General features: G+C 45.3%; 18 protein-coding genes. 17 read left to right on the top strand and 1 reads right to left on the bottom strand.

Annotated elements, in window-relative coordinates; translation table 11 throughout:
• The first annotated feature begins 107 nt into the window (after positions 1–107).
• From gspG to G493_RS0110465, 16 genes are all read left to right on the top strand, one after another.
• Positions 108–557: a type II secretion system major pseudopilin GspG gene (gspG, locus tag G493_RS0110540; RefSeq protein WP_028580353.1), complete on the top strand. Its 450-nt coding sequence runs from the start codon at positions 108–110 to the stop codon at positions 555–557.
• A 179-nt stretch (positions 558–736) separates the two neighbouring features.
• Positions 737–1,309: a prepilin-type N-terminal cleavage/methylation domain-containing protein gene (locus G493_RS0110535; RefSeq protein WP_028580352.1), complete on the top strand. Its 573-nt coding sequence runs from the start codon at positions 737–739 to the stop codon at positions 1,307–1,309.
• Entirely contained in the window at positions 1,290–1,742 is a 453-nt protein-coding gene (locus G493_RS0110530) for a hypothetical protein (RefSeq protein WP_028580351.1), read from the top strand. Before G493_RS0110535 ends, G493_RS0110530 begins: the two co-directional genes overlap by 20 nt.
• Positions 1,732–2,415: a PulJ/GspJ family protein gene (locus tag G493_RS0110525; RefSeq protein ID WP_028580350.1), complete on the top strand. Its 684-nt coding sequence runs from the start codon at positions 1,732–1,734 to the stop codon at positions 2,413–2,415. Before G493_RS0110530 ends, G493_RS0110525 begins: the two co-directional genes overlap by 11 nt.
• Position 2,416: 1 nt before the next feature.
• Positions 2,417–3,439 carry a type II secretion system minor pseudopilin GspK gene (gene gspK / locus G493_RS0110520; RefSeq protein ID WP_028580349.1) on the top strand — a complete coding sequence of 341 codons (1,023 nt, stop codon included), beginning with the start codon at positions 2,417–2,419 and terminating at the stop codon, positions 3,437–3,439.
• A gap of 21 nt (positions 3,440–3,460) precedes the next feature.
• Positions 3,461–4,963: a type II secretion system protein GspL gene (gene gspL, locus G493_RS0110515; protein WP_028580348.1), complete on the top strand. Its 1,503-nt coding sequence runs from the start codon at positions 3,461–3,463 to the stop codon at positions 4,961–4,963.
• Entirely contained in the window at positions 4,963–5,499 is a 537-nt protein-coding gene (gene gspM / locus G493_RS0110510; RefSeq protein ID WP_084813524.1) for a type II secretion system protein GspM, read from the top strand. The genes gspL and gspM overlap by 1 nt, the downstream gene beginning before the upstream one ends.
• Positions 5,500–5,528: 29 nt before the next feature.
• The gene (gene gspN, locus G493_RS0110505) at positions 5,529–6,443 is read left to right on the top strand and encodes a type II secretion system protein GspN (RefSeq protein ID WP_028580346.1); all 915 of its coding nucleotides are present in this window, start codon (positions 5,529–5,531) and stop codon (positions 6,441–6,443) included.
• 10 nt (positions 6,444–6,453) lie between these two features.
• The gene (locus G493_RS0110500; protein ID WP_028580345.1) at positions 6,454–7,263 is read left to right on the top strand and encodes a type II secretion system protein N; all 810 of its coding nucleotides are present in this window, start codon (positions 6,454–6,456) and stop codon (positions 7,261–7,263) included.
• Positions 7,264–7,368: 105 nt separating this feature from the next.
• Positions 7,369–9,627 carry a type II secretion system secretin GspD gene (gene gspD / locus G493_RS28800; RefSeq protein ID WP_051309211.1) on the top strand — a complete coding sequence of 753 codons (2,259 nt, stop codon included), beginning with the start codon at positions 7,369–7,371 and terminating at the stop codon, positions 9,625–9,627.
• Positions 9,624–11,381, top strand: a complete 1,758-nt coding sequence (gene gspE / locus G493_RS0110490) for a type II secretion system ATPase GspE (protein ID WP_232363741.1) — start codon at positions 9,624–9,626, stop codon at positions 11,379–11,381. The genes gspD and gspE overlap by 4 nt, the downstream gene beginning before the upstream one ends.
• 262 nt (positions 11,382–11,643) lie before the next feature.
• On the top strand, positions 11,644–11,868 hold the full coding sequence (locus tag G493_RS32085; RefSeq protein ID WP_028580343.1) for a glycosyltransferase: 225 nt from the start codon (positions 11,644–11,646) through the stop codon (positions 11,866–11,868).
• Positions 11,837–12,121: a glycosyltransferase family protein gene (locus tag G493_RS32080; protein WP_028580342.1), complete on the top strand. Its 285-nt coding sequence runs from the start codon at positions 11,837–11,839 to the stop codon at positions 12,119–12,121. The genes G493_RS32085 and G493_RS32080 overlap by 32 nt, the downstream gene beginning before the upstream one ends.
• A 118-nt stretch (positions 12,122–12,239) precedes the next feature.
• A complete protein-coding gene (locus G493_RS32075) occupies positions 12,240–12,443 on the top strand; it encodes a hypothetical protein (protein WP_153306479.1) in 204 nt (67 codons plus the stop codon).
• A gap of 87 nt (positions 12,444–12,530) precedes the next feature.
• The gene (locus G493_RS0110470) at positions 12,531–13,787 is read left to right on the top strand and encodes a putative DNA modification/repair radical SAM protein (RefSeq protein ID WP_028580340.1); all 1,257 of its coding nucleotides are present in this window, start codon (positions 12,531–12,533) and stop codon (positions 13,785–13,787) included.
• A gap of 1 nt (position 13,788) precedes the next feature.
• Positions 13,789–14,562 (top strand): TIGR03915 family putative DNA repair protein, encoded by a 774-nt coding sequence (locus G493_RS0110465; protein ID WP_028580339.1) that lies wholly within the window; start codon positions 13,789–13,791, stop codon positions 14,560–14,562.
• A 6-nt stretch (positions 14,563–14,568) separates the two neighbouring features.
• Here G493_RS0110465 and G493_RS28790 read toward each other — a convergent pair whose 3' ends face one another.
• Positions 14,569–15,057: a hypothetical protein gene (locus G493_RS28790; RefSeq protein ID WP_051309210.1), complete on the bottom strand. Its 489-nt coding sequence runs from the start codon at positions 15,055–15,057 to the stop codon at positions 14,569–14,571.
• 113 nt (positions 15,058–15,170) lie between these two features.
• On the opposite strand from G493_RS28790, the gene G493_RS0110455 reads away from it, so the two are divergent.
• Positions 15,171–15,412: phage integrase N-terminal SAM-like domain-containing protein (locus G493_RS0110455; RefSeq protein ID WP_028580338.1), on the top strand; the 242-nt coding region annotated here is incomplete at its 3' end.

Below are 15,412 nucleotides of genomic sequence, written 5' to 3'. Positions count from 1 at the left end.
AAAAAAGAGAAGACTTCTGAGTAAGCGAAGTCTTATTTATTGATATTCAACCGGTTGTATCTATGCAAAGAGCAAGAAAAGACAATATGCAAAAGATGTGTCGAAATATGAGAAAAACCACACTATTACGCTCCCAATCCGGCTTTACGCTGATTGAGCTGATGGTTGTTATGGTAATCCTGGGTATTCTGGGAGTGCTTATCGCACCGAGGATAATGGATCGTCCGGAAGAGGCGAGACGAACCAAAGCCGCTATTCAAATACAGTCCATGGAACAGGCTTTGAAGTTGTACAAGCTTGACAATGGCGAGTATCCAACGACTGAGCAGGGATTACAGGCTTTAGTAGAGGCTCCTTCTGTTGGGAAATTGGCTAAAAAATGGAAGGAAGGCGGATATCTGGAGAAAGGAAAAGTTCCAAGCGATCCCTGGGGAAATGATTTTGTCTATCTGAGTCCCGGTCTTCACGGCGACTTTGACCTGACCAGTTATGGCCCGGATAACGAACCCGGTGGAGAAGACAAGAACGCTGATATTAACAACTGGGAGTTGGAATAATTGCTGCCTCAAAGCAGGTTTTTTATGCGAGGACCTGCACGATGTATCATTGAGAATGCAACTCCAACTCGGAGTACACCTATTGGTATGGGTGCCCGGATGTCCGGGTGCCCGACTCTTTTAGGCTGGGACACAGTTTTCAGCCGTGTATACCTCATTCATTTCTCAGACAGTGTTTCATGACAGGCAGTAACAGCAACACACCAGTTGCGTTTTCATCTGTGTATGCCACGGTGAAAGGAGATCAAGCTTTTACTTTGGTTGAACTCATTGTGGTGATAGTTGTTCTTTCCATCACAGTGTTTTTTGTCATGCCACAACTCGGCTATGTTGTACCCACCGGTTCCGTGCAAAAGGCAGCCCGTCAGCTTTCCGCCTATTTTTCACAGGCTTCCCGGCTTGCCCAGAAACAATCAAGACCGTTTACAATTCATTATACTCCGTCTTCACACACTTTTACCCTGGAACCCACTGGCCTGGAATGGAGAGCAGACGTTGATGAGGAACTGACATTACCACAACTCACTTTGAAGCAGGATGTTGTTGTCAAGGATGTACAACTCTACAATGGTGGAATATTTTCAACAGGTACATTTTCTTTGCACATCGACAAGCATGGTTACCTGCAACCTGCTCTTGTCCATCTTCAGGATGGGAGTGGCAGTGAACTTACCCTGCAAATAGAACCTTTTCTCGGGGCCAGTAACATTATGAAAGGGTATGTGTCTTTGAGTGAAGAACTTTTTTATTAATGCCATGACCACGCAATCATTTCGTATGCAACAGGGCGGTTTGGCCCTTCTTGAAGTATTGCTTGCAGTCGCCGTTATCTCCATCACCTGGGTAACCCTCATAGGCAGTCAGTCGCAGTGTGTCTCATTGATCACAGAAGCACAGTTTGAGACCACAGCCGCGTTTCTCATGCAGCAAAAACTGGCAGAATTGCACCTGATGAAGTTTGATGATTTGAACAGCGATAATGGCGAATTTGGCGAGGATTTTGCAAATTATCAATGGAAAACAGAGGTGCAGGTTTTGTCTGAGGGCGACTTGAATATGGAAGGTGCAGACGACATGGTCAAGTCAATACTGCTTACTGTTTTTTCCTCCTCTGACCAAAAGGTATCTAGTCAGGTCCACACCCTTGTTTGTCGAGCCATTGATGGGAATAACAATGAGCAATGAAAAAGGGTTTACCCTGCTTGAAATACTCCTTGCTCTCTCCATCCTGGCTGTGGTGGGGGCAATGGTCGGATACGGTTTGCATTCAACTGTGCAGGTAGTGGCCGCCACTCGAGATCAGCGGCAGGTTTATCGCTATGCACAGATTACTTTAGCCAGAATTACCAGTGATTTAAAAAGCACGATAGTACATCCGGATATCGCCTTTGAAGGCATATCTCCCAAAGATGATGCGGAAAGTGTCACTGTATTGAGCTTTGCATCTTTGGCCCACCTGTCGTTTGACGGCAGTGAAACAGGGAATGCCCTTACAAAACTTCAATACAGGATTGTCCGCGAACCTGACACTGACGGGCTGTATAAACTCGTGCGTGATGACAGACTGATTTTACCTGGCCAGGAAGATGATGAAGACCAAACTTCGGGATTTGTACTTGCCAGGGGAATACGCCAACTTGAAATTGCTTTTATTGATCAGGATAGTCAAGAAGTTGACTCGTGGGATTCATTTTCTCAAATGGAAGAAGATGCAGATTACACGACACAGCTGTTTCCCCATGCCGTGCGTATTTCCCTACAGTTTGCGTTGAATCGGGATCAAGATGAAAACCTTGCTCTGCAGACAATGGTATGGTTGCCCACAGCAGTGTTCAAGGCCGATACAGGTGGGGAGTAAAGTGAGATCGCTGCAGAATGATCAGCGAGGTGTGGCCATGTTGCTGGCCTTACTGACCATGAGTTTTATGGTTGTTTTGACTGTGCAACTTATAACAGATGTCAACCAGCAGGTACATGAGAGCAGGAGTGCGATACACAGTGTGCAAAACCAGGAAGCGCTTATGTCTGCGCTGGCGCTGGTACAGACTGCTTTGTTTGCAGATAAGCAAGAAAATCGTGGAGACAGTTATCTTGACCAGTGGGCGCATATCAACCAGGAAACCCTGAGAACGCTGTTTGGAGGGACTGAGCTGCAGATACGGGTTGCTGATTTGACAGGGTTGCTGCAGGTTAATGCACTTGTCCAAAAAAAACAGGTGGGAACCAAGCAAAATACCAAAGACCTTGCCAAAATTATGGAAAAACAGCGAGAGTTATGGCTGCGTTTTCTGCTCTCTGGCAATTTTGTCATTGAAGATGAGGAGGACGCAAGGACCGTGGTGGATTCGCTTTGCGACTGGCTTGATAAGGATGACGAGCCTCGGGAAAATGGTGCGGAAAGCAGTTTTTACGGTTCACTTTCTCCTGGTTATTCAGCGGGCAATCACTCTATCATACATCTGAGTGAGCTAGCTTTGATAAAGGGAATGAGCAATGAGTTGCTTTACGGAGATGAGGAGCATGATGGCATACTCAAATATCTGACAGCCACAGGCACAAATGGAAAAATTAACATAAACACCGCACCGCAACCTGTTCTGATGGCTCTGGCAGATGGTATTACAGACGATATGGTCGAAGCTATGATCACTTTCAGAGAAGAAAAGGAGAACCATGAGGCCCTTGATTCCATTGATTGGTATAAGCAGGTTGATGAATTTCCTGGTGATATCACTCTGGATCAGGACCTGATTGGAATCCAGTCGACCTATTTTTCTGTGGATATCGTATCCAGGGAGGTAACAGTTGTCCAGCGCGGCAGCGCACTTCTGGAACGTGATGATAAAGGTGCCCAATCCCTGTTACAGTGGCATGTGGAATAAGAATTTGGTGGAAGTGAAGGCATGGTAAAAAAGGCCCTTGGCATAGACATTGGCGATGATTTCATAACTGCCGTAGTCACCCGGCTAAAGGGTAGACAGGGTGAAGTCATCTCTGCGCACAGCATCTCGCGAGGGTATGAAGAAAGCCTGGAAGATCAGTTGAGTCAGCTGGTAGAGAATCTGCAGTGGGAGAAGGAAGAAGTATTTTGTGGAATACCTCTTTCCATGTTGAGTGTGCGGAATCATTTTTTACCTTTTCAGGAAAAAAAGAAAATTATTCAGGCTTTGCCACTGGAGTTGGATGATCAGGTCATTCATTCCATTGATGATCAGGTTTTCGATTATAGCCTTGTGAGTGTGGACGGGACAGGCAGCAGCCTTCTTACTTTTACCTTGCTCAAGGAAGATATGCTGCGAATTCTCGCTTCGTTACAGGCACAGCATGTTGATCCTGATGTGGTTATGCCCCGAATTTTTGCTTTGGCAAATGCTGTTGGCAGGCGTCACTCAACTGGTTTATGTCTTCTGTTATGGATTGATATTTCCTCCCTGAGTCTTGTGTTGCTTTCAGAGGGGGTTTGCGTTTTCTGCAGGCGAATAGCTTATCCAGAAGAAATGCATGTGCAGTCTCCGTTTCGGTTTGATGACGGAAGTATTGATATTATTGACCAGAATCGTGCCGAACAGTGTTTTAAACAGGTATCGGCTTCCATCCGTCAGAGTCTTGATTTTTTGCATTTTAAGGGTCGTCCGGTTGGTAATGTTGAACGTATTCTTGTTACCGGGCCAATGTCAGGAAATGAAACCATTTGCCATATGTTGCACAAATATCTGGCTGCACGGGTAGAGGCCATTGATGTTGCTTCGTTGTTTGATGTTGAACTCCAGTTTGCTCAAAATGTTACCTTTCAGGGGAATATTTTTCAAACAGCTCTTTGTCTTTCTCTGGCTGGGCTGCAGAAACAACCTTTGCTGAACTTGCGCCAGGCCAACTTCAGCAAAAAACTGGCCTTGTTCTCTTCAAAAAAACACATGGTGGCATCAGGGCTTATTGGAGCGCTGGTTCTGATTTTGGGCACAGGATATCTTGCCATTGACAATTATCGACTGCAACAGAAGGATACAGCACAGGAAGAACAGATGCAGGCGATTTACAAGCAGACCTTTCCCGCTGCCAAGGTGATGCGCGAGTCGTATGGGCCAATGAAAAGTGCCATGAAAAGATTCCAGCAAGGCGCCACTTCAGGACCTGTTTTTTCTGATGAAAAAAGAAACCTCGAGCTTCTCGCTGATATATCCTCCCGAATTTCAGATGAGTTGGAACTGCAGGTAGCACGTATGGTGATAGATCAGGAACAGATAATGATCAGGGGAGAAACCACAACGTATAACAGTGTTGATGCGATTAAAAATGCGCTATCAGAATCCGACAGGTATACCGGCGTTCAAATCATTTCCGCAACAGCAGATAAGAAAACCAAGAAGATACGGTTTGAAATTCAACTCCAACTGGGTGACGCGTGATGTCACTTTCAGAAAGAGAAAGAATAATGGTCACCATATGCGGGATAAGTGTGGTGGTTTTTCTGTTTTTATATTTTCTTTTGCTGCCATTGCTTGATTCCCGATCCCGGCTGTCACTCAAAGTCGAACAACAGGCAGTCCAGATTAAAGAAATGAAAGTTTGGCAGGCTGAGCACCGATCTCTGAGTGCGCAAAATCAATCTTTGCAGGCCGTGTTGAACACACGTAGTTCAGGGTTCAGTCTTTTTTCGTTTTTGGAAATGCATGCTGCCAGGAGTAAGGTCAAGGATCATATAGTGTATATGAAGCCTTCTGAGCTCAAGGGGAGTGAAACGCTTTCGCAGAGCCAGGTTGAAATGAAATTGCAGGCCATTGACTTGAAGCGACTGGTCTCCTTTCTTGAGCAGGTGGAATCTCCTGAAAACCTGGTGGCTATAAAACGTCTTTCCATTCAACGTAACAGTAAAGAAGCCGGAACATTGGATGTGGTAATGCAGATAGTCAGTATTGATGAAATGTATGACGTGGACAATTGATGTCTTTGAAGGTTTTGAGGATGAAGTCCATGAAACTGGCAATGAAGGCAGTCAAATATTTTGGTTATCTGGTCTATTGCCTGCTCACGCTCATTGTTTTGCTCTGGCTGCTTTTTCCTGCAACATATGTAAAAGAGTGGCCTGAACGCTATATTAATGCACGTTTTCCCGATATTCAACTGGTGCTGGGTGAAATTGCCTATACGTTTCCTTCTCAGCTGGCATGTCAACAAGCAGTTATTCTTGACAGAGTGAAGCAAAGGGAAATCGTAAAACTACAGAACTTGAGAAGCAACATCCATATCCTTGATTTTTTTAAAAAAGGCGATGTTTCCTTGGACTATGATGCTGAATTGTACGATGGAACAGTGCAGGGTACCGGGCTTTTTACCCGTGATTCAATCCACATCGACGCAAGATCTCATGGAGTAATGGTGGAGCAAATGGATTGGTTTAGAAATGAACTGCATAGAAATATTCGGGGCAGTGTGCGGGCAGACATGGCAATTGATGTGGGGCTTCCCGCTGGTCAGGTGCGATCGCTGGTCGGTAATCTGACCGTCACCCAGGGTAGCGTCGAACTGAAGACTCCTGTATTTGGTCTTTCCAACATTGTTTATGACAGCTTGTATTGTGCAGTGAAGGGAGCAGCCAATCGTATACAGATGGAATCATGCCTTCTGCAGGCTGATATGTTTGATGTGCATTTTGGAGGCGAGATCTGGCCGAACACGACTTTGAGCCGCTCTACGCTGAACGTGAAAGGAACTGTGAGCCCTAAAGAGGATTTTATTTCTACCCTGCAAAGCCCTATGGTGCAACATCTGTTTCGCAAAAAACTGCAGCATGTACCGCTACGTTTTTTTGTTTCTGGCTCTGTCACCAAACCTCATCTCAGCATGGGAGAATATTCACTTTTAAATGAGACATTGAACAGTAATTGAGGAAAAACGTATGATTAAATCCGCCATCATACTCGCCATACTCACGGCCTGTCTGTATCTTGGGGTTTCTCAATTGTACGCAGAGGTCAAGGAACGCCTTGATGCTGTTATTCCGGCTGAAAATATTACGGGTGCCGGCAAGCAAACACGTGCAGACGATACTGCCGGGGAAAATGCAGGGTTGAAGCCAGTGGAATCTTCCTATGGTATTATTGTTGCCCGCAATATCTTTCAGGCAACACTGGAATCAGTTGCTCCCGTAAAAAAGGACGCCGAAATAGAGCTTGAGAATCTTGAGGAAACAACTCTCAAGCTGGTGTTGCAGGGTACTGTTGCCGGATCAGACAAGGACGCACGGGCCATAATCATAGATGAACGTGAAAAACGTCAGGATTTATACCGGGTAGGTGATAGTATTCAAAATGCGGTTATCACTCAGATTGAACGAGGAAAGATTGTTCTTGAACATAACGGAGACCGTGAAATCCTGGTTTTAAAAGAGAGAAAGGCCGGAGGTGTATCACCCCATACGCGGTTACTTGAGCAAGAGCCCATGGGTTTTCCCGACATTGAACCCCAGTCTCCCGAGGTGAAAGCTCCGGTTGTCCGTCCCAGGAGGCGTATTTCTTTTAGGCAGCAGCAGCCATCTCCTCCACAGGACGAGCAGGAGACTGCTCTTCTTCAGAATGAACCAGGAGAGGGGGGGGATCAGAATGAAGGAACTCTTGACATACCTGATGACAATGTTGATCAGGAGCAGAATATACCTGAAAATAATGCAGAAGGAGAGCTTGTGCCGCCTAATGAACTGGTTGAGTAGTATCTGATAGAAGGAGGCGCTGGTAACCGCCTGGCAGAAGGGAACGTCAACAGGAAGAAAATAAATCATACGGGCTGGTAGAGAGAGTTCAACGTGGTGCAATCTATGAAGGATAGAAATAAAATATTGAGAGGAGCTGTGGGGCGTAAGCTGGCAGTGGTGTGTTTATGTGCGTTGTTTGTCTGCAGCTGTTTTGCTATGGCTTACTCCGCCTCGGCCAAGAGTACCCAGCGATTTGTCACCATTGATTTTAATGATGTGGATATTAACCTGTTCATTAAATATATCAGTGAGCTGACAGGCCAAAATTTTATTGTGGACCGTTCTGTCAAAGGAAATGTTACCATTATCAGCCCGACGCAGATTTCTGAGCAGGAGGCCTATAAGGTTTTTGAATCTGTACTTGAAGTGAATGGATATACTGCGGTGCCAAGCGGTTCGGTTACTAAAATTGTACCTGCGGTGAATGCCCGTTCCAAAAGCATCGCCACTCTGATGTCCAGTAACTATACTGATCCTTCTGATCGCGTCATTACCCAGATTATTCCTTTGGTTCATACCAATGCTGATGATCTGAAAAAAATCCTTGCCCCTCTTGTTTCCAAGACCAGTGTACTCATCTCTCATGCAGCCTCCGGGATGCTCATCATTACGGATGTGCAGTCTAATATCAACCGACTCATGGAAATCATTGATGCGGTGGATGTTCCCAGTATTGGCGAAGAGGTAAAAATTTTACAGCTTGAGCACGCTGATGTTCAATCCGTAGCCAAGTCTATGAACGAATTGTTTGCCAAACAGGCTGCGACGAAAGGTGTACGCGGTAACCAGATTGTGAAAGTTATCGCCTATGAGCGAACCAACTCACTGATTGTCTTTGCGCCCAGGGCGCAGATTGACAAGATTGAAGAAGTATTGAGAGAACTTGATACCGAAGTTCCAAGAGGAGAAGGAAACATACGGGTCTACTATCTGCAACATGCCAATGCGGAAGAGTTAGTCAAAGTATTGACCAATCTTCCTGAAAAAGGAACTACCACCAACAAGCAGGGGGCAGTCAAGGCTCCAGCCATTTCTTCGGATGTAAAAATGGTTGCAGATGCAGAGACCAATTCCATTATCATCACAGCCCCGCGTGAAGAGTATCTGGTGCTTGAGGATGTTATCAAGAAACTCGATATTCCGAGACGGATGGTGTACATGGAAGCCCTGATTATGGAAGTACAGGTGGATAAGGATTTTAATATTGGAGTTCAGTGGGGTGGCGCTGGATCATATAATGACGAAACAGGTACCCTTTTCAGTGGATTCAGCGGCAACCAGGATAATCCTTATGATGTGATTTCGGGGATGACAGCGGATAAGCAGGTCTTACCTGCAGGCTTTGCTCTGGGTGTGCTTCAGGAGGGGGTTGAAATCGGTGGTGTGTATTTCCCTAATCTGGGTGCGGTGATCAACGCATATAAAAACGATGAAGATATTAATATCATAGCGACACCTCAGATTCTCACAACGGATAATAAAGAAGCCTCGATCAAGGTGGGAGAAAACGTACCGTATATTACCAGTAAGAACACTACAGCTTCAGAGCAGGACTATACCAATTACGAATACAAAGATGTTGCCACTTCCCTTAAAATTACCCCCCAGATCAACCAGGCAGATGTAGTACGCCTGGAGATAGGGGTGGAGGTTATTAAACTCAAGGACCTCAATGATGGTAACCCCACAACTTTTACCCGTACTGCAGACACAACTGTTATCGTACACAATGAAGAGACTGTAGTCCTCGGTGGCATGATAGGCCAGGATACAAGTTCTGGTGAATATAAGGTTCCTCTGCTCGGCGACATACCTCTTTTAGGCTGGTTGTTCAAATCGCGTACTTCATCGGAAACCAAAACAAATCTCTTTATTTTTATTACACCTCATATTGTTGAAAATCCTGCTGAGCTTGCTGCGATATATTATAAAAAACGCGATATCATGGAGAATCTGCAGCCTGGTTCCAGTGATATCCCGGACCAGTTTTTCTATGATAAGCCCAGCACTGATCATGCTGCCGCTCTCACTGATTTGGGTTTTGCCCGGTTACAGAAAAAACAGAATGGAGCTGCTAAGGATTATTTCATGCAAGCTTTACGAATCGATCCCCAGAATCCCTATGCCACCATTAACCTTGGTGTCGTGTATGAGCGGGAAGGCAGGTATCCACAGGCAAAAGAGATGTATGAGAGAGTATTGGAACTGCAGCCCCAGCCTGCTAAAGAAGGTTCTTCTCCAGCATATCCCTATGAGGATCTTCGCCAATTGGCCAAAGAAAATCTGATGCATCTTGGACAGCTCCAGGAGCCAAAACCTTGAATTCAGAAATTGATATGAAGCTCCCGGCAGTGGAGGCGCCCTCAGAAGCGGCTATTCCCAGGATGGAACCGCTTGGGAGTATTCTGCGGCGAACCTGCGGGTTGAGCGAAGATTCCCTGCATGCTGCCTTGGAAACACAAAAAGAAAAAGGTGGTCGTATCGGCGAAATTCTCGTACAGCTGCGGGCTATTACAGAAGAAGATCTGCTTGTTGCCAGAAGTGAGCAATGCGGGTTGCGACTTGTTACCAACCTGCCGGTTAACATTGAGCCATTTTTTGTAAAACGTGTACCAATAGGATACTTGAAGCGTTTCAAGATGATACCGGTAGCTACCAGCGAACGTTCCTTTATTGCCATCGCAGAGCCGCAATATTTCCAGCCTTTGGACGACCTAGCACGGATACTGGAGTGGGATGGCATTGAAGTGGTGCTGAGTCCGCAAAATGAGATTTTTGTGGCTATCAATGCTGCCTATGACACAACCAGCCAGGACGCAGCAGACCAGGTCATGCAGGATATGAACGAGGAGAATCCAGAGAGCATCTTCAACGAGATTGAAGAAACATCTGATCTGCTTGACGATACAAGTGATGCACCTGTGATTAAACTGGTAAATCTGGTGCTCTCCCAGGCCGTGAGAGACAATGCAAGTGATATTCACATTGAGCCCTATAAGGATCGGGTAAAAATCCGTAAAAGGGTGGATGGGATACTTTACGATATGTATACTCCACCCCGGCATGTCATGGGGAAATTGATTTCCCGTGTGAAAATCATGGCAAAAATGGACATCGCAGAAAAACGTCTACCCCAGGATGGGCGTATAGAAATCCGCATAGCTGATAAGAATATAGATATTCGAGTTTCTTCTTTACCAACCTCTTTTGGTGAAAGGGTGGTTATGCGTTTGCTGGATAAAAGCAGTGTGTTGCTGGATCTGCAGGATCTGGGGTTTGGAACATCTGAGCTGGCACGTTTCATGGAATTGATCCGTATGCCTTACGGCATTGTTCTTGTTACAGGACCAACAGGAAGCGGTAAGACCACAACCCTGTATTCAGCCCTGAATATTCTTAACACCTCTGATATCAATATTATTACAGTAGAGGATCCTGTTGAGTATCAACTTGATGGCGTCAGTCAGATGCAGGTCAACTCAAAAATAGGGTTGACTTTTGCCAGTGGTTTGCGAACCATTGTCCGTCAAGATCCGGATGTAATTCTGGTAGGTGAGATCCGCGATCTTGAGACTGCTGAAATAGCAATTCAGTCAGCTTTGACAGGTCATCTGGTGTTCAGCACTCTGCATACCAACGATGCTGCCAGCGCAATTACCCGTTTAATTGACATGGGTGTTGAGTCTTTTCTGGTTTCTTCTTCTGTCAACGCAATCCTGGCTCAACGGCTTGTACGTAAGATTTGTCCGTCCTGCAAAGAAGTCTTTGTTCCTTCACCTGAGCTTATACAAAAGACAGGACTGACTCCCGAAGAACTTGACCAGGGAACCTTTTACAAAGGCAGGGGATGCAGTGAGTGTTTTGATACCGGGTATAGAGGGCGACTTGGTATTTTTGAGCTGCTGGTGCTGACAGATGAGGTGAAGCGTTTTCTGCTGACAACTTCTGATGCCGGCCAGATTAAACAGATGGCATTATCTCAGCCGGATATAGGCATGCGGACTCTTCGTCAGGATGCGTTGAAAAAGGTACTCGCCGGTCAGACCACCTTGGAAGAGGTATTCAGGGTTACGTGATTTCAGAGAATGGTCAGAATCTGCAGAAGACATCAGTCCGTATTATGTCAGCCGGATACTTGATTGATAAACTATGGATTTTCTAGCGCCACCTGCCACGCATGCAAGGGTATCCACTGTTGATATTGTTGTTCCTGTATATAATGAGGCAACTTGTATTGAAGAATTTGTGTCAATAACCTTTTTGGCTTTTGAGTAAACCTCGTATACATATAGAATCTCACTGATAGATGATGGAAGTGTTGACTATTCTCTCATATTGATGAGACATCTTGCAGAAAGACATGGGGCAATCGAATACATCAGTTTCAGTAGAAATTTTGGCAAAGAGGCAGCCCTGGCGGCTGGGCTCAATTATTGTACTGCTGACGCTGTCGCGACTATCGATGCAGATCTCCAAAGCCCTCCTGAACTTATATCACAAATGATTGAAAAACTTGAACAGGAGGGAGCAGATGTTGGGGGCCGGCAAAAGGAACTCCCGTGATGGTGAGAAATGGCTGAAAAAAGCAACTGCTGCAGCATTTTATAGAGTATTTAGCCGACTCAGTAGATTTTCTTTTCCCCGGGACATTGGCGATTTTCATGTGTTACAGAAACGGGTTGTTATGAGTTCCAAGGGATTCATGAAAAAAATCGTTTTAATGAAAAGCCTTTTTGCCTGGGCAGGATTTCATCAGTTGGAATTCCTTTATGACCGTGATGCTCGTATCAGGGAGAATCTACGTTTGCTTTCTTAACACTATGGAATGCTGCTCTGGATGGTTTTACTGTATTTATACCTGTACCACTTAAATTGGCGACCGGCCTTGGTGTGCTTTTTTCTCTTGCAGTGGTTTGTATGCCATGCTTTTTGGGGTGAAAACACTGTTTTTTGGAGTGTCTGCCAAAGGTTTTCCTTCTCTTGTTGTCGCTCTTTCCTTTTTCAGCGGTATTCAGCTTTTATTTTTGGGAGTTATCGGAGAATACCTGACTCGACCATATGAAGAAGTCAAGGGCAGGCCGACCTGTATTATCGCAGAGTCAACATTGCAGAGGAGCGAAATGAAAGGCCATGAATAATACACTGATGACATTGCCAATGTATTTTTTCTGAAAATCGACTAAGATTTTGCAGGTGCTATCTCTTCTTTTATTGTTTTTGTTTCTATGCATGTCTCTGAAAAGTTGACAATATTGGCTGATGCTGCCAAATATGATGCATCCTGTGCTTCAAGTGGCAGTCGTCGAAAGAACACTCCCGGAGGACTTGGCAATGCCGCCACCAGTGGAATCTGCCACAGTTGGTCTGCTGACGGTCGTTGTATTTCATTACTGAAACTGCTATTGAGTAATGATTGCCTTTATGACTGTGCATATTGCCTCAGCCGACGTTCTAACACTATTCCCAGAGCCACTTTCACCCCCGAAGAGGTTGTAGACCTTACCATCAATTTCTACCTGCGTAATTATATAGAAGGCCTTTTTCTCAGTTCTGCGGTGTATGATCACCCCGATACCACCATGGCAGATATGATTGAAGTGTGCCGGGTGCTTCGTAAAAAACATCAATTCAATGGATATATCCATCTCAAGATTATCCCCGGTGCAAGCAGCGAACTGGTAACAGAGGCCGGATTATTGGCAGACAGGTTAAGTGTAAACATTGAACTCCCCTCATCCCAATCCCTGAAACAACTTGCTCCACAAAAATCGAGGAAAGGTATCTTACAGCCCATGCAACAGATAGGAGAGTATGCGCGTGGGTATGACAGGGAGCGGAAAAAGAGCAGGCACGTACCGGGATTCTGTCCGGCGGGCCAGTCTACCCAGATGATTGTCGGCGCCTCGACAGAGCATGATTTGCAAATTTTGACCCTTACCCAGAGTCTCTATCAAACCATGCATTTGAGGAGGGTTTATTATTCAGCGTATATTGCTGTGAATGATGCCCCTGATTTGCCAGCACGTACGTCAGCTCCGCCTCTTATTCGAGAACATCGATTATATCAGGCTGACTGGTTGCTCAGATTCTATCACTTCCAGGCAAGTGAAATACTTTCTGTTAAAGATCCTTTTCTTGATGAACGTCTTGATCCCAAAGCTGCCTGGGCATTAAAAAATTTTGATGTATTTCCACTGGATATCAACAGGGCAAGTTATGAAGAGCTTTTGAGGGTCCCTGGGCTTGGCGTAATTTCAGCCAAACGGATTGTAGCCACTCGCAGGGTCGCGGCCATCAGGGAGCAGGATTTGAAGAAAATAGGATTGGTTATGAAACGAGCCAAATATTTTCTTACCATCAATGGCAGAAAACTGGTGGATTCTGTTCCTGCCTATCCGGCATTAGTATCGGCGATGTGTAAGGTCGAAACTGCCTCTACCAGGCGTTTGATCCGGGAAAGCCGGCAACTCCGGCTGTTTTGATATGTCTCGCAAGGTGTATCTGTATGATGGTTCCCTGGAAGGCCTTCTGCACAGTGTTGCTGCGGCTGTCAAGCAAGGTACGGCTGTGCAGGGGATTTATTCTCAGCGCACCTATATGCCGACCCTGTTTGATACTGTGGTTAATGTAATTACTGATGCTGACCAAGCAGATAGACTTCTTAAGTATTTGTATAAATTACATTTTACGGCAGCGCAATTTGCTATCAATGGTTTTTTCAGCGAACATAGAGAAATTGGTCTGCATTTATACAACTTTGTTCTTCTTTGTTTAAGGGTTGGGCCTGATGCTATCCAACTTCATAGTGATGACAGTGTGCGTCAACTACACGCGTTAAACCGGAAGGTAAGTTTTGAGGCTCATCGCCTGGCAGGTCTGATTCGGTTTCGCATTCTTGCTGATGAGTTACAATATGCTCCCTTTGAATCAGATCATAATGTACTTGGCTATTGCGCCAAGCATTTCAGGAAACGGCTTGCAACCCGTAAATGGATTATACATGATGTTGGCCGTGATATAGCTCTCTATTGGGACAAAGAAGACCTACACCCCGTGAACATTGACAGGGAATTTACCAGCCAGGTAGGAATACACGGCGAGATCGCTGGTATGGAGTTAACTGAACAGGAGCGTTATTACCAGACCCTTTGGAGGAATTTTCATGACTCAATATCCAATCCAGATCGACAAAATAAACAGCTTCAACGTTCTCTTATGCCAAAGCGGTACTGGAAATACCTTCCTGAAATGAAATGAGAGTATTTATTCAGAAGGGAGTCCTAAAAGAAATACTGCAAAACATACCCCGGCAATAATTGTATAGGTAATTCGTAGAATACCTCTTCTGGGAATATCCGTATTCTGCCAGGTGATTATTACTGCCACAAGGCACTGCAGCGTGTAGTAAAGAGCAAATGCCCGTGAAGCATATGAGATAATACTGTTGACATTTGTTTCCCACGAAATTGTAATGGTAATACAGAGGATTAAGAGATAGGTGTAGCGAGGAGGCAGTTTTTGATGGACAAGTTCTTCGATAAGGCCGCCGGCACCTGACGTGTCTGCCACAGCGGCACTGAATTGGCTTCCTATTGCAGCAAAAGAAAGTAATATCGGTAGGATAACTGCAACTGGTGCGGCCATGTGGGTTATTGCTGTGACATCAGTGCCAAAATCACTGTGAAAGAGCACTGTGGCAAGTCCGACAAAGAGTAGATAAATGAGCGAGGAAACAATTTGTGCTGTACGCATGGTAGCTATTCTAACTGCTGCAGCGTGTTGTTGGACGAAGCCGCTATGCGGCAGAAAATAGTGTATATTCCTGTAACAGGTTGATTCTCTAATCATTTACAAAGGAGTATACCATGAACAAAGCAGAAATAAAACGATTCGAATCTCTGTATGAGCGCCATCTGCAAAAGCTGACCCTGCAAGGCAAAAGTCCCAAAACCATAGACGCTTACGGTAGGGCTGTACGCCGTCTGGTTCAGTATTTTGGCCGCTGCCCTGACAAAATCAGCGTACCGGAGCTTGAAGACTACTTTGCCAAATTGGTCGAAGGTTACTCTTGGAGCACGGTCAAGCTTGACAGGCTCGGGTTAATGTT

Source organism: Desulfogranum japonicum DSM 18378, from assembly GCF_000429945.1.
Lineage (GTDB): Bacteria > Desulfobacterota > Desulfobulbia > Desulfobulbales > Desulfobulbaceae > Desulfogranum > Desulfogranum japonicum.
This window is presented reverse-complemented; position numbering and strand designations above follow the sequence as displayed.

Bases quoted from the DNA above. Each gene is read 5' to 3' on its own strand.
- G493_RS32080 (WP_028580342.1), top strand. From the start codon at position 11,837: ATGTTGGGGGCCGGCAAAAGGAACTCCCGTGATGGTGAGAAATGGCTG.
- gspN (WP_028580346.1), top strand. From the start codon at position 5,529: ATGAAACTGGCAATGAAGGCAGTCAAATATTTTGGTTATCTGGTCTAT.
- G493_RS0110525 (WP_028580350.1), top strand. From the start codon at position 1,732: ATGAGCAATGAAAAAGGGTTTACCCTGCTTGAAATACTCCTTGCTCTC.
- G493_RS28790 (WP_051309210.1), bottom strand. From the start codon at position 15,057: ATGCGTACAGCACAAATTGTTTCCTCGCTCATTTATCTACTCTTTGTC.
- gspM (WP_084813524.1), top strand. From the start codon at position 4,963: ATGTCACTTTCAGAAAGAGAAAGAATAATGGTCACCATATGCGGGATA.
- gspD (WP_051309211.1), top strand. From the start codon at position 7,369: ATGAAGGATAGAAATAAAATATTGAGAGGAGCTGTGGGGCGTAAGCTG.
- G493_RS0110465 (WP_028580339.1), top strand. From the start codon at position 13,789: ATGTCTCGCAAGGTGTATCTGTATGATGGTTCCCTGGAAGGCCTTCTG.
- G493_RS0110500 (WP_028580345.1), top strand. From the start codon at position 6,454: ATGATTAAATCCGCCATCATACTCGCCATACTCACGGCCTGTCTGTAT.
- gspG (WP_028580353.1), top strand. From the start codon at position 108: ATGAGAAAAACCACACTATTACGCTCCCAATCCGGCTTTACGCTGATT.
- G493_RS0110470 (WP_028580340.1), top strand. From the start codon at position 12,531: ATGCATGTCTCTGAAAAGTTGACAATATTGGCTGATGCTGCCAAATAT.
- G493_RS0110535 (WP_028580352.1), top strand. From the start codon at position 737: ATGACAGGCAGTAACAGCAACACACCAGTTGCGTTTTCATCTGTGTAT.
- gspL (WP_028580348.1), top strand. From the start codon at position 3,461: ATGGTAAAAAAGGCCCTTGGCATAGACATTGGCGATGATTTCATAACT.
- G493_RS32085 (WP_028580343.1), top strand. From the start codon at position 11,644: ATGAGACATCTTGCAGAAAGACATGGGGCAATCGAATACATCAGTTTC.